Genomic DNA, 23,079 nt, shown 5'->3' with positions numbered 1-23,079 from the left:
CGGTCCACGCCGTCGTTCAACGCTGAGTCAGGATTTCGCGCGGGCCTCGCATTGAAAAGCTGACTCAGTGTTGAACGAGCCGGAATGCCTGCCTGCGTGAGGACAGAGGCCGGCCGGGCGGGTGCAGCAGCCCCCGTGCGGGTCAGTCCTTGTGCAGGGTCGTCGAGAAGATCACGGTGCCGGGCATGAGCGCGCCACGCAGCGGCGACCATCCGCCCCAAGCCTTCTGATTCTCCTCAGGCCATTCGGGTTCGGTCACCGAGTCGATCGTGAACCCGGCGCCCACCAGCAGCTGCACCCAGTCGCTCATCGTCCGATGGTGCTCGGCGTAAACGGGCTGACCGGACGAGGACAGTTCGACATACGGGGTGCGATCGAAGTACGAGTACTCCACCGTCAGACCGGCCTCACCGGGAACGTCGGGAAACATCCACCGCATCGGGTGAGTGGTCGAGAACACCCACTGCCCGCCCGGACGGACGACGCGGGCCACCTCGGCGAACACCACTTCGGCGTCCTTGACGAAGGGGAGTGCGCCGTAGGAGGAGAAGGCGACGTCGAAGCTGTTCGACGCGAAGGGCAGCTGACGGGCGTCGGCGAGGAGGAAGGTCGGGGGAGTCGCCTCGGCGCTGAGCGGATGGTCGCGCTGCAGACGGGAAGCCTGCTCGAGCATTCCGGCCGAGACGTCGACACCGGTGGTGATGGCTCCCTCTTCGGCGAGCCATCGGGAACACTGTCCCGCGCCGCAGCCGACCTCGAGGACCTGTTTGCGGTCCACCGCGCCGAGGAGGTGGACGTCGGATTCGTGAATTCCCTCGGGACACCAGATGAAATCCGAAGCTCCGAGGAAGGTGCCGTGTTCGGCCAGATACTCCTCCGCGGAGTTGTCCCAGTAGCTGCGATTGGCCCGGACAGACGCCTCTTCGTCGATCGGCAGATAGCCGCCGCTGATGACCTCGGCTCCGTCAGTTCCCTCGCTCATCGTTCCTCCGTCGCCTCGGCTGCTGAAAAATAGAATCCTCGGCGTGCATTCACGCCCGTGTTGGTGCTAGCATTGACAACCGTATGCGCCTGTGCATGCAAGTCCAAATTCGCAATCGAGACCGGATGCGGATCCGCCGGCAACAATTTACGACCTGCCGACAGGGTACCGGATCTGGACCAATATTCCATCGGAGTCCCTACCTATATGACCACCACCACGCCGGAATCGGTGCAGCCGAAGCAGGTCGCTGTCAACGACATCGGAACCGCTGAGGATTTTCTCGCCGCCGTCGATGAGACCATCAAGTACTTCAACGATGGCGACATCGTCGAAGGCGAAGTCGTCAAGGTCGACCGTGACGAAGTCCTCGTTGACATCGGATACAAGACGGAAGGCGTCATCCTCGCACGTGAGCTTTCCATCAAGCACGATGTCGATCCCGGCGAAGTCGTCGAGGTCGGGGACGAGATCGAAGCCCTCGTTCTTCAGAAGGAAGACAAAGAGGGCCGTCTCATGCTCTCGAAGAAGCGGGCTCAGTACGAGCGCGCCTGGGGCGACATCGAGAAGATCAAGGAAGACGACGGCGTTGTCACCGGCACCGTCATCGAGGTCGTCAAGGGCGGCCTGATCGTCGACATCGGACTGCGCGGCTTCCTGCCCGCATCGCTGGTCGAGATGCGTCGTGTCCGCGACCTCGCCCCCTACATCGGCCAGCAGGTCGAAGCCAAGATCATCGAGCTCGACAAGAACCGCAACAACGTGGTCCTGTCGCGTCGCGCCTGGCTCGAGCAGACCCAGTCCGCCGTTCGCCACGACTTCCTGCAGACCCTGCAGAAGGGCCAGGTCCGTCCTGGTGTCGTGTCCTCCATCGTCAACTTCGGTGCGTTCGTCGACCTCGGTGGTGTCGACGGACTCGTCCACGTCTCCGAGCTGTCCTGGAAGCACATCGATCACCCGGGTGAGGTCGTCACCGTGGGTGACGAGGTCACCGTCGAGGTTCTCGACGTCGACATGGACCGTGAGCGCGTATCGCTCTCGCTCAAGGCCACCCAGGAAGATCCCTGGCAGCACTTCGCCCGCACCCACGTCATCGGACAGATCGTGCCGGGCAAGGTCACGAAGCTCGTTCCCTTCGGTGCATTCGTGCGCGTCGAAGACGGCATCGAGGGCCTCGTCCACATCTCCGAGCTGGCCGTGCGCCACGTGGATCTGCCTGAGCAGGTCGTCTCGGTCGACGAGACCATCTACGTCAAGGTCATCGACATCGACCTCGAACGTCGCCGCATCTCGCTGTCGCTGAAGCAGGCCAACGAGGGCGTCGACCCCGAGGCCGAAGAGTTCCTCGACCCCGCTCTCTACGGCATGCCGCAGGAGTACGACGAGGACGGCAACTACAAGTACCCGGAGGGCTTCGACCCCGAGACCAACGAGTGGGTCGAAGGCTACGAGGCTCAGCGCGAGGCCTGGGAACAGCAGTACGCCGCTGCTCAGGAACGCTGGGAAGAGCACAAGAAGCAGGTCGCCAAGGCCATCGCTGCGGACGCCGAGGCCTCCGCCGCCGATGCCGTCGGTTCTGCCGAAGCCGCTCCGGCCACCGGTTCGTTCTCCTCGGAAGAGGCAAGCGACGAAGGCACGCTGGCCAGCGACGAAGCTCTCGCAGCCCTGCGTGAGAAGCTTGCAGGCAGCTGATAGCAGCCACCACAAGGGCTCCCGGTCGGAAGATCGGGAGCCCTTTGTGTATGCCCCCGCAGCAGCGGCCGCATCTGCGCGGACCGTGATCCGCCCACCGCTGTACCGGCGGCTGCGGCCTTGGCTGTGGTACACGCTGCTGCTGGCTCTGGTCAGCCTCATCGTCTTCGGATCCGTCGCCGCAGACCCAGGCGGTTCGGTCGTCGGCTCCAACGACGACTCCTCCCTGTTCATCTGGTGGCTCGGCCATGGGTCACAGGTCCTCGCCGACGCCCTCGGCTTCGGGTCCGGCGGCAGCGGCGGACTGCTCTACACGGAGTCGATGAACGCCCTCGGCGGGGGAGTCAACGGTGCCTGGAACACCTCGTTGGCCGGTATTGCGCTTCTGCTCGCACCACTGACCTGGGTGGCCGGACCGATTGTCAGCTACAACCTGCTCATCCTGTGCCTCCCCGTCATCAACAGCCTGGCCACCGCGGTGCTCTTCCGCCGCTTCCTGGGCCGCCTCCCCGCGTTCATCGCCGCCGGCGGAGTCGGCTTCTCCAGCTACGTCATCGCCCAGCTCGGCGGCCACCCGAACCTCGCCTTCGCCGTCACTCCGACGCTGACCGCATGGGCGATCCTTGCGCTGCTCGGCCCCGGCGGCCACCACCGCAGTCACAGATCCGTGTGGACGATCGGCATCGTCTTCGGACTGCTGCTGGGCTTCCAGTTCTACGTCTCGACCGAAGTCCTCGCCGGCACGTTCCTCGCAGCGGTCTGTTTCCTCGTCTGCCTCGCCGCGTTCGGTCGCCGGCAGTTCCCCGCCCGTGCATGGCTGCGACTGGGGCTCGGCTCGCTGCTCGCCGCCGCTGTGGCGCTGCTGTGTGCGATTCCGCTGCTGCTGACAATGGCCGGGCCCAATGCGCCGCAAGGGCCGATCCGTCCGCACGGTGTGTGGAACACCGATCTGCTCGATCCGATCCTGCCGGCCGCGCCCGCCTGGCTGAGCTCCGGTGTCTCACCGCTGCCACGGGTGATGGACATCGATCCCGCCGAACTCGGTGCCTATGTCGGTGCTCCCGCGCTCCTGGCCGCACTCATCATCGTCCTCGCCTCATCGAGGACGACCACCCGCACCCTGCCGGTGCGCATCGCGGCCGCCACCGGTGTCCTCGTCTTCGCCCTCTCGCTCGGATCGCCGATCCTCCTCGGCGGGGGAGTGCTCACCGAAACCGGACCGTTCGCGCTCGTCGAATCCGTACCGGTGCTCAACAACATCCTGCCCATGCGCCTCGTCCTGCATTCGACGATCGCGCTCTTCGCGATCCTCGGCGTCGGTCTCGACTGGGCACTGTCCCACCTGAGGCAGCGTCGCGCCCGGCTGCTCACGGGGCTGCTCGCACTCGCTGCCGTGTGCGTCGTCCCCGGCCCGCAGGCCGCCCACGAAGTGACCGTCCCCGACTTCTATGAGGATTCGATCGCCGAGGTGGTCCCCGCCGGATCCGTCGTCAAGACCTTCCCCCGCCCGCTGGCATGGGCCGTGCCCCACGCCGATGAGGCAATGGTCTGGCAGTCCGTCAGCGGATTCCGCTATCGCGAGACCGGCGGATACTTCATCGGTTCGAGCCCGGACTCGCCGGTCACCTATTCGGCGCCCGAGGACAGCCTCGATGCGCTGCTGCACGGCTCCGTCTTCGACGGCGAGCCGATGCCGGACCCTGCGAGTCGGGATGTGAACTCGGCGATCGCCGACCTGCGCGCCTCAGGAGTCGACTTCATCGTGCTGGCCCGCGACTCCCCGGTGCTGCCCGGAAGTCAGGAGGAGTATGCGGCATTCCTCGACACTGCCGTCGGAGATCCCGTCTTCACCGATGAGGGGGTGCGGGTCTACCGGCTCGGTCAGTAGGATGAACGCATGCTGAGAATCGGTCTCACCGGCGGAATCGGTGCCGGCAAGTCAACAGTGTCGAGGATGCTCGTCGCGCACGGGGCCGTGCTCGTCGATGCCGACCAGATCGCCCGCGAGGTCGTCGCACCCGGTCAGCCGCTGCTCGAACTCCTCGCAGAGGCCTTCGGCCCGCAGGTGCTCGATGGCTCGGGAGGCCTCGACCGTGCGGCCCTCGCGGCCGCGGCCTTCATCGATGCCGAACACACGGCGAAGCTCAATGCCCTCATGCACCCGGCGATCCGCGACCGCACCGCCGAACACTTCGCCCGGCACGCCGAGGCGCCGATCGTCGTCCACGACGTCCCGCTGCTCGTCGAGAACTCGATGACACCCGCCTACCATCTCAACCTCGTCGTCGATGTTCCCGCTGAAGTGCGCCTGCAGCGGCTCATCGACGCCCGCGGAATGGACCGCGAGGATGCCGCCGCACGGATCACCCGGCAAGCCGATGACGAAACGCGCAGACGGGCCTGCGACGTCAGCATCGACAACACCGGCCCGGTCGCCACGACCGAGGACACGGTGGCCCGGCTCATCTCCTCGCGGATCCGGCCCTTCGCCGAGAACCTCCGCCGAGCACGACGGGCATCACGTGCCGCTCTCGGGCTCAGCGATCCGGAGGATGCGGATTGGGACGGTGACGCGCGGCGCGTCATCGCGAAGCTCGAGCACGGCACCGGCGCCGAATTCGCCATCGAGCACATCGGTTCCACCTCGGTGCCGGGCCTGCCCGCCAAAGACGTCATCGATCTGCAGCTGCTGGTCCCCGACCTCGCGGCAGCCCGGCAACTGGCCCCCCGCCTGACCGAACTCGGGTATCCGGGGGAGGAGATGCATGATCATCTGGGCGAGGCCGGAGGCGAGGCGAAGTGGTTCCACGCGAACACGGACCCCGGCCGGGCGGTGAACCTGCATGTGCGGGTCGCGGATTCCGTGGGCGCCCGCTTCGCTCGCGCATTCCGGGATCTGCTCAGCGCCGATGCCGGGGCGCGGGACGAGTATCTCCGGGTCAAACGCGAGCTCATGGCACTCGCGCAGGAGCAGGGCGGAACAGACTCTCAGATCACTCGGTCCTACGCAGAGTCGAAGGAACCGTACTTCCTGAGCATGCGTCGACGTCTGGTCCCCGACAGCTTCGACTGATGCGGGCCGAAGCGGGAGCCGACTGCCCAATGTCAGGGGCGAGGACTAGGGTGGGACTATGAGCTCAGAACGCCCCCTGCCAGCGATCGGTCACCGTCCCGACGTCACTCGCGAAGTGGCCCCCTTCGAGGTCGTCTCCGAGTACTCGCCCTCCGGCGACCAGCCGACGGCGATCAGGGAGATCTCCGAACGGCTCGATGCGGGGGAGCGGGACATCGTGCTGCTCGGCGCCACCGGCACAGGCAAGTCCGCGACGACCGCGTGGCTCATCGAACAGGTGCAGCGTCCGACTCTGATCATGGCCCCGAACAAGACTCTGGCCGCACAGCTGGCCAACGAGTTCCGGCAGCTGCTGCCGCACAACGCCGTCGAGTACTTCGTGTCCTACTACGACTACTACCAGCCCGAAGCCTATGTGCCGCAGACGGACACGTTCATCGAGAAGGACTCGTCGATCAACGACGAAGTCGAACGGCTCCGGCACTCGGCCACGAACTCGCTGCTGACCCGACGCGATGTCGTCGTGGTCTCGACGGTCTCATGCATCTACGGCCTCGGCACACCCGAGGAATACGTCGACCGCATGGTCACCCTGCACCGGGGCGACGAATGCGATCGCGACGAACTGCTCAAACGGTTCGTGTCCATGCAGTACGCCCGCAACGATATGGCGTTCACCCGCGGCACCTTCCGCGTGCGCGGCGACACCGTCGAGATCATCCCTCAGTACGAAGAGCTCGCGCTGCGCATCGAATTCTTCGGTGACGAGATCGAATCCCTGCAGACCCTCCACCCGCTGACCGGGGAGATCGTACGCGACGAGGATACGATCCACGTCTTCCCCGCCAGCCACTACGTCGCCGGTGAGAGCCGGATGGCCACGGCCATCAGCGGGATCGAAGACGAGCTGCAGAAGCGGCTGAGCGAATTCGAGTCGCAGAACAAGCTCCTCGAAGCGCAGCGGCTGAAGATGCGGACGACCTACGACCTCGAGATGATGGAGTCGATGGGCTTCACCTCCGGCATCGAGAACTATTCGCGGCACATCGACGGCCGTGCTCCCGGATCGGCCCCGAACTGTCTGCTCGACTACTTCCCCGAGGACTTCCTCCTCGTCGTCGACGAATCTCATGTCACCGTTCCGCAGATCGGCGGCATGTACGAAGGCGATATGTCACGCAAACGCACTCTCGTCGAACACGGCTTCCGCCTGCCCAGCGCCATGGACAACCGGCCCCTGAAGTTCGACGAGTTCCGCGAACGCGTCGGGCAGACCGTGTACCTCTCGGCCACGCCCAGCAACTTCGAACTCGGCAACGCCAACGGCTACGTCCAGCAGATCATCCGACCGACCGGACTCGTCGACCCGGAGATCAAGGTCAAACCGACGAAGGGCCAGATCGACGATCTGCTCGACGAGATCAAGACCAGGGTCGACGCGAACGAACGTGTGCTGGTGACCACGCTGACGAAGAAGATGGCCGAAGACCTCACCGACTACCTGCTCGAGCACGAGGTCCGCGTCCAGTACCTCCACTCCGATGTCGACACGCTGCGACGTGTGGAACTGCTCACAGAGCTGCGCGGCGGAGAGTTCGACGTCCTCGTCGGCATCAACCTGCTGCGTGAGGGACTCGACCTGCCCGAAGTCTCCCTCGTCGCGATCCTCGACGCCGACAAGGAAGGGTTCCTCCGGTCCTCGACCTCGCTCATCCAGACGATCGGCCGCGCGGCACGCAACCTGCACGGTCAGGTGCACATGTACGCGGACACGATCACGGACTCGATGCGCACCGCCATCGATGAGACCGACCGCAGGCGGGCGATCCAGGTCGCCTACAACGAGGAACACGGCATCGACCCGACCCCGCTGGTCAAACGGATCGCCGACATCACCGAACGACTGCAGCGCGAGGACGAGGACACTCGCGAGCTGCTCACCGAGTTCGACTACGGCAAGGGCAGGCGCGGCTACAATTCGACGCTCAGCGACGAACAGCGCGAAGCCGCGGGCAAGCCCGGCTCGCTGCGTCCGCCGGCGGCCGACCTCACCGAGCTCATCGAATCGCTGACATCGCAGATGCATTCCGCCGCCGCCGAGCTGCAGTTCGAACTCGCCGCGCGCCTGCGCGACGAACTCTCCGACCTCAAACAGGAGCTGCGGCAGATGAAGGAGGCCGGGCACGCCTGAGCCGCCAGTGTAGACTGGAGCGCCGGAGGGGAGTATCCCATAAGCTCCGAACTCGTCATCACGATCTCTTCGATCCGGGTTCGGACGCGGTTGAACAGCGCCGCGGGAGAGACTTTCGATTTGCCCAGCCGTGTACGGCACGCACGGACAACAGCGAAAGGCTTCCATGACAACCGAATTGCCCTTCTGGTTCGAGACCGGTTCACTCATCGTTCTCGTCCTCATCCTCGTGGCCGATCTCCTGCTGGTGATCAAACGGCCGCACATCCCCTCGATGCGCGAAGCAACCCTCTGGGTGAGCTTCTACGTTTCACTCGCCCTGCTCTTCGCCGTGGCGATGTACTTCTTCGCCGACGGAGAGCACGCGGGACAGTTCCTGGCCGGCTGGCTCACGGAATACAGCCTGAGTATCGACAACCTCTTCGTCTTCGTCATCATCATGACCCGGTTCAAGGTGCCCAGGCAGTATCAGCAGGAAGTGCTGATGGTCGGCATCATCATCGCGCTCGTCTTCCGCGGCGTGTTCATCCTCGCCGGATCGGTCGTCATCAATCTCTTCATCTCCGTCTTCTACCTCTTCGGCGTGTTCCTGCTGTGGACGGCATGGAACCAAGCGTTCGGCAGCGAGGACGAAAGCGATGAGGACAACCGCTTCGTCAGATGGCTCAAGGGTCGGGTGAACATCTCCGACGACTTCGACGGCAACAGACTCAAGACCACGATCGACGGGCAGAAGTTCTTCACCCCGATGCTGCTCGTCTTCATCGCCATCGGCACCACCGATGTCATGTTCGCGCTCGACTCGATCCCCGCGATCTTCGGCATCACCCAGAGTCCATTCATCGTGTTCACGGCGAACCTCTTCGCCCTCATGGGTCTGCGCCAGCTCTACTTCCTCCTCGGCGGGCTGCTCGACCGACTCATCTACCTCAAGTACGGCATCGCCGCGATCCTCGCGTTCATCGGCGTCAAGCTCATCCTGCACGCCGCACACGAGAACAACCTGCCGTTCATCAATGGGGGAGAGAAACTCGAATGGGTTCCCGACATCACCACCGGCGTGTCTCTGGCCGTCATCATCGGCTGCATGGCCGTGGCCACCATCGCCAGCCTCATCGCGATGAAGCGCGGCCACCAGGAAGTCCACTTCGGTCAGGTCGAACACGAACAGCACCACGTCGATGACCCACAGGCCCCGGACTCTGCCGGGCGGGACGGGTCGGACCGCCTCGGCGACGGCGAGGGACGGGCGCAGAAGAAGCCCGGCACCGCTCAGGAACCGAACTCCGAATGATCCACGCCACGCCTGCCCCAGCACTCGGAGGCCGCTGAGCGGCAGGGAAGAGCGCGGGCCGCAGCTGATCCCGAGGATCGGCTGCGGCCCGTGTCATAACTGAGTCCGCAGCCGGCCGGGCTGCGGGCGCTTCGCGGCTCAGTCCGCAGCGAGAGGACCGAAGACCGGGGTCCACTCGCGAATCTGTGTCGACTCGATCACACCGAGCGACGCATAGGGGTCCCGAGCGAGGTGGGTTTCGACCTCCGCCCGGTCGGCGGCGCTGAGGACGAGCAGCCCGCCGGGCTGCGGATCAGCGTCGAGAGGACCCGAAGCGAGGATGGTTCCGGCCTCATTCAACTCCGCCTGCCATTGCCGGTGCGCGGGGCGATGCTCCATCCGCGTGTCTGTATCGGGACCATAGTTGTAGGTGACGGCGAAGACCGGCATGTGTGACTCCTCGGTGTCGAGCAATAGGATGGAACCAGTCTAATCGGAAAGGTCTGTGCATCAGCGTGGCCAGATTGCAGGAGATCCCCGCGGAATTCGCGGACGACGATACGATCTACGAGTCCTTCGGCGAATACTGCTCGGAGATCGGAGTCGAACCGTACCCGGCCCAGGATGAGGCGTTCCTCAGCATCCTCGCCGGCGACAACACGATCATGGCCACCCCGACCGGTTCGGGCAAGTCACTCGTGGCCCTCTTCGCCCTCTACCAGTCGTACACCCGAGGGATCCGCGCCTACTACACCGCTCCTCTCAAGGCCCTGGTGAGTGAGAAGTTCTTCTCGCTCATCGCCGCTTTCGGAGCCGAGAACGTCGGCATGATCACCGGGGACTCGACCGTCAACGGCGATGCCCCTGTCATCTGCGCAACGGCAGAGATCCTCGCCAACCAGGCGCTGCGCGAAGGCGGGATGCTCGACGCGGGCATGGTCGTCATGGACGAATTCCACTATGTCGCCGACCCCTCCCGCGGCTGGGCCTGGCAGGTGCCGCTGCTCGAGATGCCGCAGGCCCAGTTCGTCCTCATGTCCGCCACCCTCGGCGACACCACCGACATCCGCAGAACCATGCGGGAGACGACGGGACGCGATTCCTCCGAGGTAACCTCGGCGGAGAGACCCGTGCCGCTTGAGTACGAATACTCCACGGACACGCTCTCGGACACCCTGCGCGGACTCGTCCGCAACGACAAAGCCCCGGTCTACGTCGTCTCCTACTCCCAGAACGGGGCGATCGACCTCGCCACGAACCTCCTCTCGGTCGACCTCGCCACGAAGGACCAGAGAGCCGCGATCGCCGCGGCGATCAAAGGCTTCTCCTTCGGCAAGGGCTTCGGACAGAGCCTGCGCAAACTCCTCCTCCACGGCGTCGGCGTCCACCACGCGGGCATGCTGCCGAAATACCGGCGCCTCATCGAGCAGCTCGCGCTCAAAGGCCTGCTGCTCGTCATCTCCGGCACCGACACCCTTGGCGTGGGCATCAATGTGCCCATCCGCTCCGTGCTGCTGACTGGGCTGACGAAATTCGACGGCCGGAAGATGCGCAGACTCAGCGTCCGCGAATTCCAGCAGCTGGCCGGCCGTGCCGGCCGCGCCGGATTCGACACCCGCGGCTACGTCGTCGCCCAAGCCCCGGAACACGTCATCGACAATCTCAAAGCCGAAGCGAAGGCCGCGAACGACGACAAGAAGAAAAAGAAGAAGATCAAGAAGAAGGCCGCCCCAGCCGGGTTCGTCGGCTGGTCGGAGGAGACCTTCACCAAACTCATCGAAGGCGAATCCGAGACCCTGCGCCCGCGGATGAAGATCGACCATTCGACGATCCTCAACCTCGTGGCCCGTCCCGGCTCCGACGTGTCGACGATCGGCGACTTCATCGACAAGACGCACGAGACCCGGGACCGCCGACTCGACCTCAAACTCACGGCGATCAGCATCGGACGCTCCCTCCTCGACGCCGGACTCATCGAAATCAGAGGGAACGAACTCTCCGCCACCCAGGACCTCGGCCCCCAGTTCGCGCTCAATCAGCCGCTGGCACCGTTCGTCCTCGCCGCGCTCGACCTCCTCGACGAAGACGACGACACCTACGCCCTCGACATCGTCTCCATCGTCGAATCCACCACTTCGGTGCCGTTCCAGATCCTCAAGGGCCAACTCGACCGGATCAAGGGCGACACCCTGGCCGAACTCAAAGCCGAAGGGGTCGACTACGCCGAACGGATGGCCATCCTCGACGAGGTCGAAGGACCCGCACCCCTGGCCGAGATGCTCGAACCCGCCTTCGACCACTTCGTCGAGACCCACCCGTGGCTGCGCGGCGGCAGCTTCGAACCGAAATCCGTCGTCCGCGACATGATCGAACAGTCCATGGGCTTCACACAGTTCGTCGGCTACTATTCCCTGGCCCGCGCCGAAGGCAGCCTGCTGCGGTACCTCACCGACGTCTACCGGGCGCTGCTGCACAACGTGCCGGCGGAGAACCGGACCGAGGAGCTGGCCGACATCATCGAATGGCTCGGTGAGACCATCGCCCGCACGGACTCCTCCCTGCTCGACGAATGGCGGACCCTGCAGGGTCTCGATCCGACTCAGCATGCCGATGAGCTGCCGGCGTTGGATCGTCGGTTCTCCGAGAACACGAAGGTCTTCACCGCCGAGATCCGCAACGCCCTGTTCCACCGGGTGCTCCTCGCAGAACGTGCCGACTACACCGAACTCGGCCGCCTCGACGCGGAATCCGGCTTCGACGCCCGTGCCTGGGAAGACGCAATCGAGGACTTCTACGATGTCTACGGCGACCTGCTCACGGACCAGAAGGCCCGCGGTCGGGAATATATCGACATCGAACCCGGTTCTTCCACCTGGAACGTCCGCCAGATCCTGGCCGACCCCGAAGGGAACCGGGACTGGGCCATCGACGCCGAGGTGGACGTGGAAGCCAGCGACGAAGCCGGAGACATCGTTCTCCGCATCGTCTCGGTCGGCGAGATCGGCGCCGTCAGATGAACCCCACGGCCCGGCCGCGGCCGGTGCAAAGAGCCGAGAATGAAGCAATGTCAGTGCCGAGGAATACAGTGGTCAGGTGATGAAAACCAATAACGTTGAGCAAGTCAGCGGCGTCTCCCATCTCGACACGCTGTGGGTCAAGGGCGCACGGGCACACAATCTCAAGAACGTCGAGATCGCCCTGCCGCGTGACTCCATGGTCGTCTTCACCGGACTGTCCGGATCCGGCAAGTCGTCCCTGGCCTTCGACACGATCTTCGCCGAGGGGCAGCGACGCTACGTCGAATCCCTGTCCTCCTACGCCCGCATGTTCCTCGGTCAGATGGACAAACCCGATGTCGACTTCATCGAAGGGCTGTCCCCGGCGGTGTCGATCGACCAGAAGTCGACATCGCGCAACCCGCGCTCGACCGTCGGCACGATCACGGAGGTCTACGACTTCCTGCGCCTGCTGTGGGCACGCATCGGCACCCCGCACTGTCCGGTCTGCGGTGAGGTGATCACGAAGCAGACTCCGCAGCAGATCGTCGACCAGCTGCTCGAGCTCGAGGAGCGCACGAAGTTCCTCGTCCTCGCCCCCGTCGTCCGCTCCCGCAAGGGCGAGTTCGTCGACCTCTTCACCGAACTGCAGGCCAAGGGCTTCTCGCGTGCCATCGTCGACGGCGAGCAGATCACCCTGAGTGAACCTCCGGCCTTGGAGAAGCAGTACAAGCACACGATCTCCGTCGTCGTCGACCGCCTCGTGGCGAAGCCCGGAATGCGTCCGCGTCTGACCGACTCGGTTGAGACCGCACTCGGCCTGGCCGATGGCCGCATCGACATCGACCTCGTCGACGAAGGCACGATCCGCACCTTCTCCGAACACATGTCGTGCCCGAACGAACACCCGCTGACGGTCGACGAGATCGAGCCGCGGTCCTTCTCCTTCAACTCGCCCTTCGGCGCCTGCCCGACCTGTGACGGCATCGGCACGCGCCTGCAGGTCGATGAGGACCTCGTCGTGCCCGATGAGGACCTCAGCCTCGGTGCTGGAGCGATCGCCCCCTGGTCCGGCGGCAAGCAGGTCGCGAAGTACTTCAACCGGCTGCTCAAGGGCCTCGGCGACGAGCTCGGGTTCGATATGAAGACACCGTGGAAGAAGCTGCCGAAGACCGCGAAGACCGCGATCCTCACCGGCAAGGACTACAAGGTCCACGTCAAGTACAAGAACCGCTTCGGCCGCGAACGCACCTACTCGACCGGTTTCGAGGGTGTCTACCAGTACATCCAGCGCAAACACGAAGAGACCGAATCCGATTGGTCGCGCGAGCGCTACGAGTCGTATATGCGGGAGATCCCCTGCGCCAGCTGCCAGGGGACCCGCCTCAAGCCCGAGATCCTCGCGGTCAAGGTCGGCGACAGATCCATCGCCGAAGTCTCCGAACTCGCTCTCGACGAAGCCGCGGAGTTCCTCGGCTCACTCGAACTCAGCGACCGGGATGCGGCGGTGGCGGCTCAGGTGATGAAGGAGATCAACGCCCGACTCGGCTTCCTTCTCGACGTCGGACTCGACTACCTCAGCCTCAATCGTGCCGCGGGCACCCTGTCCGGCGGCGAAGCCCAGCGCATCCGCTTGGCCACGCAGATCGGTTCGGGACTCGTCGGCGTCCTCTACGTCCTCGACGAGCCCTCGATCGGTCTGCACCAGCGTGACAACCGCAGACTCATCGAGACGCTCAACAAGCTCAAGGAGCTGGGCAACACCCTCATCGTCGTCGAACACGATGAGGACACCATCGAATCCGCCGACTGGATCGTCGACATCGGTCCCGGCGCCGGCGAGCACGGGGGAGAGGTCGTCTACTCGGGCCCCGTGCCCGGGCTCAGGGACGCCCCGGGCTCGATCACCGGCGACTACCTCTCCGGTCGTCGCGAGATCCAGATCCCAGCAGCCCGTCGCCCCGTCGACAGGGAGCGGATGGTCACCGTCGAGAAGGCGGTGGAGAACAACCTGCGCGATGTCACGGTGTCCTTCCCGCTCGGCGTGCTCACGGCCGTCACCGGTGTGTCCGGTTCGGGCAAGTCGACCCTGGTCAACGAGATCCTCTACACGCAGATGGCCAATGTCCTCAACGGCGCCTCTCGCGTGCCCGGACGCCACAAACGGGTGACCGGACTGGACAACCTCGACAAGGTCGTCCACGTCGACCAGTCGCCGATCGGTCGGACCCCACGGTCGAACCCCGCCACCTACACCGGCGTGTTCGACCATGTGCGCAGGCTGTTCGCCGAAACGGAGTCGGCGAAGGTCCGCGGCTACCTGCCGGGACGGTTCTCCTTCAACGTCAAGGGCGGCCGCTGCGAGAACTGCAGCGGCGACGGCACCATCAAGATCGAGATGAACTTCCTGCCCGACGTCTACGTGCCCTGCGAAGTCTGCCAAGGGGCCCGGTACAACCGGGAGACCCTCGAAGTGACGTTCAAGGGCAAGAGCATCGCCGAAGTCCTCGACATGCCCATCGAAGAGGCCAACGACTTCTTCGCGGCGATCCCTGCGATCTCCCGTCACCTGAAGACCCTCGTCGAGGTCGGGCTCGGCTATGTCCGCCTCGGTCAGCCGGCGACGACGCTGTCCGGTGGCGAGGCACAGCGGGTCAAACTCGCCGCCGAACTGCAGAAGCGCTCGCGCGGACGGACCGTCTACGTGCTCGACGAACCGACGACGGGCCTGCACTTCGAGGACATCTCGAAGCTGCTGCTCGTCCTCCAGGGGCTCGTCGACAAAGGCAACACGGTCATCGTCATCGAACACAACCTCGATGTGATCGGCAACGCCGACCACGTCATCGATCTCGGACCCGAAGGCGGTCGCGGCGGCGGTCAGATCATCGCCGACGGCACTCCGGAGGAAGTCGCCGAGGTGGCCGCGTCCCACACCGGACGGTTCCTCAAACCGATGCTCGACGCCTGATCCGAATGCCCGATCCATCCAGCTACCGTCCGGCCACGGGGTCGATCCCGACCTCGGCCGGCGTGTACAAATTCCGGGACCCCGACCGCCGAGTGATCTACGTGGGGAAGGCGAAGAACCTCCGCAACCGCCTCAATTCGTACTTCGCGAACCCCGTCGCACTGCATCCGCGGACGTCGACGATGGTCCACACCGCGAATTCCGTGGAATGGACCGTCGTCGACACCGAGGTCGAAGCCCTGCAGCTCGAGTGGACGTGGATCAACGAGTTCAATCCGCGGTTCAACGTCATGTTCCGCGACGACAAGTCCTACCCCTACCTCGCGATCACCATGAACGAAGAGGTGCCGCGAGCCTTCATCACCCGCGGCAAACGCCGCAAGGGCGTGAAGTACTTCGGTCCCTTCGCCCAGGTGTGGGCGATCAAGGACACCCTCGACCTGCTGCTCAGGGCCTTCCCGATGCGCACCTGCACCCCCGGGGTCTACCGGCGTGCAGAACGCAGCGGCCGTCCCTGCCTGCTCGGCTACATCGACAAATGCGCGGCCCCCTGCGTCGACCACATCAGCAAGGACGAGCACCGGGAGCTCGCCCGCAGCATCACCGACTTCATGTCCGGCAACACCGGGCGGTTCATCAGCTACCGCAAGAAGGAGATGGCACAGGCCGCCGAGGAGCTCGATTACGAACGGGCCGCCCGTCTGCGGGATGAGATCACCGCCCTGCAGAAGGTGCTCGACAAGTCCGCCGTGGTCCTCTCGGTCAGCGCCGACTGCGATATCTTCGCCCTCGTCACCGAGGAGCTCGAAGCCTCCGTACAGGTATTCCATGTGAGACAGGGCCGGATCCGCGGTCAACGCGGCTGGATCATCGAACGCTCCGATGACCACACTCCGGCGGAACTGACCACCGACTACCTGCGGCAGGCGTATTCCGGTCTCGACGCCGAGGCGATCCCGAAGGAGATCCTCGTCGACACCCTGCCGGCCGATCAGGAGTCCCTCGAAGCCTGGCTGAGCCAGCAGCGGGGGGCGCGAGTGACGGTCCGTGTGCCCGAACGCGGTGAGAAGAGGGCCGCGCTGGAGACGGTGGACAAGAACGCGAAGGAAGCGCTGGTCCAGCACAAACTCAAACGCTCCTCCGACCTGACCACCCGCAGTCAGGCGCTCAAAGAGATCCAAGAGCATCTCGGCCTGCCCGAAGCCCCGCTGCGGATCGAATGCATCGACATCTCCCACACCCAGGGATCGAACGTCGTGGCCTCCCTCGTCGTGTTCGAAGACGGAATGGCGAAGAAGCGCGATTACCGACACTTCGCCATTCACGGCGAAGCCGCCGCCGACGACACGGCCTCGATGTACGATGTCGTCTCCCGCCGGTTCAGCCGCTACCTCGAACAGATGGGCTCCGACGAACCCGACGAACGCTTCGGCTACCGACCGGGCCTCCTCGTCGTCGACGGTGCCGGTCCACAGGTCGCTGCCGCCACGAAGGCGCTGACGGACCTCGGGATCGTCGACATCTCCGTGGTCGGTCTGGCCAAACGACTCGAAGAGATCTGGGTGCCCGAGGACCCGTTCCCGGTGATCCTCCCGCGCAACTCCGAAGGTCTCTTCCTCATGCAGCGGCTGCGCGACGAAGCCCACCGCTTCGCGATCTCCTACCACCGGTCGAAGCGCGCGAAGGCGATGACCAGCTCGGTCCTCGACGACATCGCGGGACTCGGAGAATCCAAACGCACCGCTCTGCTGCGTCATTTCGGGTCGGTGAAGAAGGTCCGTGCCGCCACCGCCGAGGAGATCTGCGAGGTCAAGGGAATCGGTCCCTCGCTCGCGGCCAAGATCGTCGCGGCACTGGCCGACTGAGCACGACGAAACTGCCCTAGAGTAGTGCCCAGAGACCCCGTGCCCGGGCACCGATCGGGCACCGACAGAGGAGGACGTGTGAGTACGCAGGCCGAACCGAACGGTTCCGACCATCCCATCGAGGTCGTTCTCGTCACCGGCATGTCCGGGGCGGGCAGGACGACCGTGGCCAATGTGCTCGAAGACATGGACTGGTACGTCGTGGACAATCTGCCGCCGCAGATGATGCGTCCGCTGGTCGAACTCGTCGCCCGCGCCGACGGTGCTCTGCCCAAGATCGCGATCGTCATCGACGCCAAGGGACGGACGAAGTACACGGAGCTGCAGGAGACGATCGGCGACTTCGTCGATCAGGGACTGTCACTGCGCATCCTCTACCTCGAAGCCTCGGACGAAGTCCTCGTGCGCCGTTTCGAATCGACGAGGCGTCCCCACCCGCTGCAGGGCGAAGGGACCCTCCTCGACGGCATCGAAGCCGAGCGTGCCCAACTCGAGACTCTCAAGCACCGTGCCGACATCATCGTCGACACCTCCGATCTCAACGTCCATCAGCTCTCCGCTGAGGTGCGCAAACGCTTCAGCGACGACGACACTCCGCCGCTGCGCCTGACCTTGATGAGCTTCGGCTTCAAATACGGGCTGCCCAAGGACGCCGACCACATCGCCGACGTCCGCTTCCTGCCCAACCCGTATTGGATTCCCCACCTGCGCGGACACAATGGGCTCGACTCCGATGTCGCGTCCTTCGTGCTCGAGCAGAACGGTGCCGAGGAGTTCATCGAACGCTATGCTGCAACCCTGTCGACCGTGGCCGAAGGCTACCTCCGCGAAGGGCGCGGCTACGCGATGATCGGCATCGGCTGCACCGGAGGCAAACACCGGTCCGTGGCCATCAGCGAACGCGTCGGCAAGCTCCTGTCCGCGCAGACGGGCATTCCCGTGACCGTGCGCCACCGCGACTTGGGAAGAGAATGACATGGAGACCGAAGACCTGCCCGTGATCACCTCGGGGACGCAGAACGACGGTCCGAGCATCGTCTCTTTCGGCGGCGGCCACGGACTCTATGCGGCCCTGCGGGCGTTCCGCCTGCTCACCGAGGACCTCACCGCTGTGGTCACCGTCGCCGATGACGGGGGATCGTCCGGTCGCCTCCGCGACGAGCTCGGGGGACTGCCGCCCGGCGATCTGCGGATGGCGCTGGCCGCGCTGTGCGATGACGGCACCTGGGGGCAGACCTGGCGCGACGTCATCCAGCACCGCTTCGAATCCGACGGCGAACTCTCGGGCCATGCCGTGGGCAATCTGCTCATCGCCGCTCTGTGGCAGATCCACGGCGACCATGTCGCCGGACTCGACTGGATGGCCCGGCTGCTGCGCGCCCACGGTCGCGTGCTGCCGATGTCCTCGGTACCGCTGACGATCGAAGCCGATGTGAAGTTCCCCGGATCGTTCCAAGTCGTGCGCGGACAATCCGTGCTCGCCTCCACCCTCGGCCATGTCGAGACCGTGCGCCTCGACCCCGCCGCACCGCCGGCCCGATACGAAACCGTCGAAGTCGTACACGAAGCCGATGTGCTCAACCTCGGCCCCGGATCCTGGTACACCTCGGTGATGCCGCATCTGCTCGTCCCCTCGCTCGCCGAAGCGATCGTGGCCTCCGACGCGGTGAAATCCCTCACTCTCAATCTCAGTTCGACCGATGGGGAGACGAAGGACCTGAGCCTCGGCGAACACCTCGCCTCCCTGCACCGGCACGCAGCCGAGCTGAGGCTGGACTATGTCCTCGTCGACGAGGCGGCGACCGAGCTCGAACCCGACCTGCCGCAGCAGGCAGAGGATCTCTTCGGCGCCAAACTGTGGCAACGTCCGCTGCGCTCACGCAGGCAGGGACAGCATGACAGTCTCAAACTCGCAGCGTGCTACCGTGACATGTTGGTAGACGCAGGGATCGGCGTTGCCGAGCAGTGGTAGGACATCTGGTTCAGGAGGACGAGCAATGGCACTGACCGCTCAGGTCAAGGATGAATTGGCGCGAGTGAGGATCACCCGCACCGCCGCCCGCAAAGCCGAGGTGTCCTCGATCTTCCGGTTCTCCTCCGCCCTCCATCTCGTCAACGGCTCGATCGTGCTCGAAGCCGAACTCGACACCGCCCAAACGGCGAAGCGTCTGCGCGCCGAGGTCAAGGACCTCTACGGCCAGCATGCCGATATCGTCGTCATCAACGCCGCCGGAATCCGCCGTTCCAACCGCTACCTGCTTCGTGTCACCCGCGACGGCGGAGCCCTGGCGCGCCAGACCGGTCTCGTCGACAACCGGGGACGACCCGTGCGCGGCCTGCCCTCGGCGATCGTCAACGGATCCGTCGCCGATGCCGAGGCCGCCTGGCGCGGTGCCTTCCTCGCCCACGGCTCCCTGACCGAACCCGGACGTTCCTCCGCCCTCGAAGTCACCTGTCCCGGCCCGGAAGCGGCACTGGCGCTCGTCGGAGCCGCCCGCCGACTCGGCCTGAGTGCGAAGGCCCGCGAAGTCCGCGGAGTCGACCGGGTCGTCATCCGCGACGGCGACGATATCGCCGCCCTGCTCACCCGGATGGGATCCCACAGCGCGGTGCTCGCGTGGGAGGAGCGCCGGATGCGTCGCGAGGTCCGCGCCACAGCGAATCGTCTGGCGAACTTCGACGATGCGAACCTGCGCCGTTCGGCACGCGCGGCGGTTGCCGCCGGCGCCCGCGTCGAACGAGCCCTGGAGATCCTCGGAGACGAGGTCCCCGAACACCTCCGGTATGCCGGGCAGCTGCGTGTCACCCACAAACAGGCCTCCTTGGAGGAACTCGGGCAGCTCGCCGACCCGCCGATGACGAAGGACGCGGTCGCCGGGCGCATCCGCCGACTGCTGTCGACGGCGGACAAGCATGCGGAAGAACTGGGAATTCCCGGCACCGAAGCCAGCCTGACCCCGGAAATGCTCGAGGATCGCTAAGATCGAGGCATGAGACGAATCGCCATCAACGGCTTCGGCCGTATCGGCCGTGCCCTGTTCCGTCTGTCCCTCGAACCCGGCACCGACTTCGAAGTCGTCGCCGTCAACGACCTCACCGACACCGCCACCCTGGCCCACCTGCTGACACATGATTCCGTGTGGCCGCGCTTCGACCACGCTGTCGAGGCCAGCGCTGATGCGCTGACCGTCGACGGCCGTGAGATTGCGGTGTTCAGCGAATCCGACCCCGCCGCCATCGACTGGCCGCGGCACGGAGTCGAACTCGTCGTCGAATCCACCGGTCACTTCACTCGCCGGGATCAGGCCGAGGCCCACCTCGGCGGAACCGTGTCCACGGTCGTGCTCTCCGCCCCCGGCAAAGATGTCGACGCAACCTTCGTCATGGGCGTCAACGAGTCCGACTTCGATCCGGACACGCACTCCGTGGTCTCGAACGCCTCATGCACGACGAACTGCATGGCCACCGTCGTCAAGGCCCTCGACGACGCGCTCGGCGTCGAATCCGGGCTGCTCAACACCGTCCACGCCTACACCGGCGACCAGATGCTCGTCGACGGGCCCCACCGGGACCTGCGCCGCGCCCGCGCCGCCGCGGTCAACATCGTGCCCACCACGACCGGTGCGGCACGCACCGTCGGCCGCGTCATGCCCCACCTCGAAGGCAGACTCGACGGACTCGCCGTGCGTGTGCCGGTGCCTGCCGGATCGATCATCGACTTCACATTCACTCCGTCCCGCGGCGCCGACCGCGACGAGGTCAACGCAATCCTCGCCGCCGCGGCGGAGGACTCCGCCTATCTCGAATACTCCACCGACGAACTCGTCTCCACCGATATCGTCGGCACCACCGCCTCGGCGATCGTGGACTCCAAGCTCACGATGGTGCTGGGAGATCAGATCAAGGTCGTGGCCTGGTACGACAACGAGTGGGGCTACACGAACCGGCTCAAAGACATGGTCAGCTACATTCTCAGCGAAAGGGACTCATGAGGACATTCGACGATGCGGGCATCTTCGCCGGCCACGCGGTGCTCGTCCGCAGCGATCTCAACGTGCCGATGGACAACGGCACCATCACCGACCGCGGACGCATCGCCGCCTCGGCGGCAACGATCACAGACCTCGCCGAGGCGGGGGCCAAGGTCATCGTGATGTCGCACCTGGGCCGGCCGAAGGGCGCCCCGGACCCGCAGTACTCGCTGGCTCCCATCGCGGTCGAACTCGCCGAGGCGATCGGTCGTCCCGTCGCCTTCGCCGCTGACACCGTCGGTGAGGAGGCGAAGGCCAAGGCCGCCGCGCTGAGCGACGGGGAGGTCCTGCTGCTGGAGAACCTGCGCTTCAACCCGGGGGAGACGTCGAAGGACGAAGCCGAACGCCGCGAGTTCGCCGCACAGCTGGCCGGGCTGGCCGATGACTTCGTCTCCGACGGCTTCGGGGTCGTCCACCGCAAACAGGCCTCCGTGTACGACGTCGCCGAGCTGCTCCCGCACTTCGCCGGGTCTCTCGTCCGTGCGGAAGTCGAAGTCAGCGACCGACTGCTCACCGACCCGGCCCGGCCCTTCACCGTCGTCCTCGGCGGTTCGAAGGTCTCGGACAAACTCGGTGTCATCGACAACCTCCTCGACCGTGCCGACAATCTGCTCATCGGCGGGGGAATGGTCTTCACCTTCCTCGCCGCGATGGGCCACCCCATCGGATCGAGCCTCGTGGAGACCGACCGCATCGACGACGTCAAGGCCTACCTGGAGCGTTCGTCGGCCGGAGACGGGGCGGCACGGATCGTCCTGCCCCAGGACATCGTCATGGCCGAGAAGTTCTCCGCAGACGCCGAGCACTGGGTGCGCGAGTTCACCGAACTCGAATCCACCCCGGCCGGCGCCTCGGCGCTCGGGCTCGATATCGGTCCCAAGACGGCACGGACCTATGCACAGATCATCGCGAGTTCGGCGACCGTGTTCTGGAACGGTCCCATGGGAGTCTTCGAATTCGAGGCGTTCTCCGCCGGCACCAAGGCCGTGGCCACTGCACTGACCGATGAGGCGCGATCCGCTGACATCGATCCCGCCGAAAGACTCACCGTCGTCGGCGGCGGAGACTCCGCAGCCGCCGTACGCAGCCTCGGATTCTCCGATGACGCTTTCGGCCACATCTCCACCGGCGGCGGCGCCAGCCTCGAATACCTCGAAGGCAAGACCCTGCCCGGACTCGACGCACTCGGATGAGGAAGAAGACGAACATGAGCGACCGCACCCTGCTGCTGGCAGGCAACTGGAAGATGAACCACGACCACCTCGAAGCGATCTCCAGCGTCCAGAAACTCGCCTGGGCCCTCGAAGACGCGAAGCTCGATGAGAGCCGCTGCGAAGTCGTCGTGATCCCACCCTTCACCGACATCCGCTCCGTGCAGACCCTCGTCCAGGGTGACAAGCTGTGGCTGAAGTACGGTGCTCAAGATGTGTCCCAGCATGCTCCCGGTGCTCACACCGGTGAGATCGCGGCGACCTTCCTCACCCGGCTCGGCTGCAGCTACGTCGTCATCGGGCACAGTGAACGTCGGGCGGACAACCATGAGACCAATGAGGTCGTGGCCGCGAAGGTCCGGGCGGCACTGTCGGCCGAACTCACGCCGATCCTGTGCGTGGGGGAGTCGCTGCAGCAGCGGCAGGAGAAGACCCACGTCGACTTCACCCTCGACCAGCTCGAGGAGTCGCTGGCCGGATTCGACGCCTCCGCGCTCGAAGGTCTCGTCATCGCCTACGAACCCGTGTGGGCGATCGGCACCGGTGAGACCGCCACAGCCGCCGATGCGGCAGAGATGGCCGCGGCGATCCGGGCCCGATTGGCCGAGAAGTACGGCAACGGCATGGCGGAGTCGACCCGCATCCTCTACGGCGGATCGGTCAAGGCCGACAATGTGGCCGAGATCGTCGCCGACGCAGACGTCGACGGAGCCCTGGTCGGAGGCGCCAGCCTCAGCGGCCCGGACTTCGCCGCTTTGTGTAAGGCCGCGGTCGCGAAGTAGACTGACGAACGC

Annotated in this window: 16 protein-coding genes; 14 read left to right on the top strand and 2 right to left on the bottom strand. The window is 65.3% G+C overall.

The genetic code is table 11. From position 1 onward, the window contains the following. Positions 1–142 precede the first annotated feature (142 nt). On the bottom strand, positions 143–982 hold the full coding sequence (locus EB836_RS12900; RefSeq protein ID WP_135541025.1) for a class I SAM-dependent methyltransferase: 840 nt from the start codon (positions 980–982) through the stop codon (positions 143–145). A gap of 207 nt (positions 983–1,189) precedes the next feature. Between EB836_RS12900 and rpsA the strand changes: the two genes are divergently transcribed. The 5 genes from rpsA (at position 1,190) to EB836_RS12875 (ending at position 9,232) form a co-directional block, all read left to right on the top strand. Beyond that, complete coding sequence (gene rpsA, locus EB836_RS12895; RefSeq protein WP_135541023.1) at positions 1,190–2,674, top strand: 30S ribosomal protein S1; 1,485 nt, start codon at positions 1,190–1,192, stop codon at positions 2,672–2,674. 46 nt (positions 2,675–2,720) lie between these two features. Further along, positions 2,721–4,562, top strand: coding sequence for a hypothetical protein (locus EB836_RS12890; RefSeq protein ID WP_240689953.1), 1,842 nt, complete (start codon positions 2,721–2,723; stop codon positions 4,560–4,562). 9 nt (positions 4,563–4,571) lie between these two features. After that, the gene (gene coaE, locus EB836_RS12885) at positions 4,572–5,747 is read left to right on the top strand and encodes a dephospho-CoA kinase (protein WP_135541021.1); all 1,176 of its coding nucleotides are present in this window, start codon (positions 4,572–4,574) and stop codon (positions 5,745–5,747) included. A 58-nt stretch (positions 5,748–5,805) separates the two neighbouring features. Next, positions 5,806–7,938, top strand: coding sequence for an excinuclease ABC subunit UvrB (uvrB, locus tag EB836_RS12880; protein WP_135541019.1), 2,133 nt, complete (start codon positions 5,806–5,808; stop codon positions 7,936–7,938). Positions 7,939–8,104: 166 nt separating this feature from the next. Then, entirely contained in the window at positions 8,105–9,232 is a 1,128-nt protein-coding gene (locus EB836_RS12875; RefSeq protein ID WP_135541017.1) for a TerC family protein, read from the top strand. Positions 9,233–9,370: 138 nt separating this feature from the next. On the opposite strand, the gene EB836_RS12870 is transcribed toward EB836_RS12875, so the two are convergent. Next, a complete protein-coding gene (locus tag EB836_RS12870) occupies positions 9,371–9,661 on the bottom strand; it encodes a YciI family protein (protein WP_135541015.1) in 291 nt (96 codons plus the stop codon). A gap of 65 nt (positions 9,662–9,726) precedes the next feature. Here EB836_RS12870 and EB836_RS12865 point away from each other — a divergent pair, with 65 nt between their 5' ends. The 9 genes from EB836_RS12865 (at position 9,727) to tpiA (ending at position 23,067) form a co-directional block, all read left to right on the top strand. After that, on the top strand, positions 9,727–12,228 hold the full coding sequence (locus tag EB836_RS12865; RefSeq protein WP_135541013.1) for a DUF3516 domain-containing protein: 2,502 nt from the start codon (positions 9,727–9,729) through the stop codon (positions 12,226–12,228). A gap of 79 nt (positions 12,229–12,307) precedes the next feature. Next, complete coding sequence (gene uvrA / locus EB836_RS12860) at positions 12,308–15,178, top strand: excinuclease ABC subunit UvrA (RefSeq protein WP_135541132.1); 2,871 nt, start codon at positions 12,308–12,310, stop codon at positions 15,176–15,178. A 5-nt stretch (positions 15,179–15,183) separates the two neighbouring features. Further along, positions 15,184–17,043: an excinuclease ABC subunit UvrC gene (gene uvrC / locus EB836_RS12855; RefSeq protein ID WP_135541011.1), complete on the top strand. Its 1,860-nt coding sequence runs from the start codon at positions 15,184–15,186 to the stop codon at positions 17,041–17,043. A 78-nt stretch (positions 17,044–17,121) separates the two neighbouring features. Beyond that, a complete protein-coding gene (gene rapZ / locus EB836_RS12850) occupies positions 17,122–18,018 on the top strand; it encodes an RNase adapter RapZ (protein ID WP_135541009.1) in 897 nt (298 codons plus the stop codon). A 1-nt stretch (position 18,019) separates the two neighbouring features. Continuing rightward, complete coding sequence (gene yvcK / locus EB836_RS12845) at positions 18,020–19,015, top strand: uridine diphosphate-N-acetylglucosamine-binding protein YvcK (RefSeq protein ID WP_135541007.1); 996 nt, start codon at positions 18,020–18,022, stop codon at positions 19,013–19,015. Positions 19,016–19,040: 25 nt separating this feature from the next. Continuing rightward, the gene (gene whiA, locus EB836_RS12840) at positions 19,041–20,024 is read left to right on the top strand and encodes a DNA-binding protein WhiA (protein ID WP_135541006.1); all 984 of its coding nucleotides are present in this window, start codon (positions 19,041–19,043) and stop codon (positions 20,022–20,024) included. Positions 20,025–20,033: 9 nt separating this feature from the next. After that, positions 20,034–21,035, top strand: coding sequence for a type I glyceraldehyde-3-phosphate dehydrogenase (gene gap / locus EB836_RS12835; protein WP_135541004.1), 1,002 nt, complete (start codon positions 20,034–20,036; stop codon positions 21,033–21,035). Then, positions 21,032–22,267 carry a phosphoglycerate kinase gene (locus EB836_RS12830; protein WP_135541002.1) on the top strand — a complete coding sequence of 412 codons (1,236 nt, stop codon included), beginning with the start codon at positions 21,032–21,034 and terminating at the stop codon, positions 22,265–22,267. Before gap ends, EB836_RS12830 begins: the two co-directional genes overlap by 4 nt. A gap of 14 nt (positions 22,268–22,281) precedes the next feature. Further along, positions 22,282–23,067, top strand: coding sequence for a triose-phosphate isomerase (gene tpiA, locus EB836_RS12825; RefSeq protein ID WP_205683365.1), 786 nt, complete (start codon positions 22,282–22,284; stop codon positions 23,065–23,067). Positions 23,068–23,079: the final 12 nt, after the last annotated feature.

Origin of the sequence: Brevibacterium sp. S111 (genome assembly GCF_004745075.1) — a bacterium.
Lineage (GTDB): Bacteria > Actinomycetota > Actinomycetes > Actinomycetales > Brevibacteriaceae > Brevibacterium.
This window is presented reverse-complemented; position numbering and strand designations above follow the sequence as displayed.

Excerpts from the sequence above, each read along its gene's own strand:
- uvrB (WP_135541019.1), top strand. The coding sequence starts at position 5,806 with ATGAGCTCAGAACGCCCCCTGCCAGCGATCGGTCACCGTCCCGACGTC.
- gap (WP_135541004.1), top strand. The coding sequence starts at position 20,034 with ATGAGACGAATCGCCATCAACGGCTTCGGCCGTATCGGCCGTGCCCTG.
- rpsA (WP_135541023.1), top strand. The coding sequence starts at position 1,190 with ATGACCACCACCACGCCGGAATCGGTGCAGCCGAAGCAGGTCGCTGTC.
- tpiA (WP_205683365.1), top strand. The coding sequence starts at position 22,282 with ATGAGCGACCGCACCCTGCTGCTGGCAGGCAACTGGAAGATGAACCAC.
- uvrA (WP_135541132.1), top strand. The coding sequence starts at position 12,308 with ATGAAAACCAATAACGTTGAGCAAGTCAGCGGCGTCTCCCATCTCGAC.
- EB836_RS12900 (WP_135541025.1), bottom strand. The coding sequence starts at position 982 with ATGAGCGAGGGAACTGACGGAGCCGAGGTCATCAGCGGCGGCTATCTG.
- EB836_RS12870 (WP_135541015.1), bottom strand. The coding sequence starts at position 9,661 with ATGCCGGTCTTCGCCGTCACCTACAACTATGGTCCCGATACAGACACG.
- yvcK (WP_135541007.1), top strand. The coding sequence starts at position 18,020 with ATGGAGACCGAAGACCTGCCCGTGATCACCTCGGGGACGCAGAACGAC.
- uvrC (WP_135541011.1), top strand. The coding sequence starts at position 15,184 with ATGCCCGATCCATCCAGCTACCGTCCGGCCACGGGGTCGATCCCGACC.
- coaE (WP_135541021.1), top strand. The coding sequence starts at position 4,572 with ATGCTGAGAATCGGTCTCACCGGCGGAATCGGTGCCGGCAAGTCAACA.
- EB836_RS12830 (WP_135541002.1), top strand. The coding sequence starts at position 21,032 with ATGAGGACATTCGACGATGCGGGCATCTTCGCCGGCCACGCGGTGCTC.
- EB836_RS12875 (WP_135541017.1), top strand. The coding sequence starts at position 8,105 with ATGACAACCGAATTGCCCTTCTGGTTCGAGACCGGTTCACTCATCGTT.
- whiA (WP_135541006.1), top strand. The coding sequence starts at position 19,041 with ATGGCACTGACCGCTCAGGTCAAGGATGAATTGGCGCGAGTGAGGATC.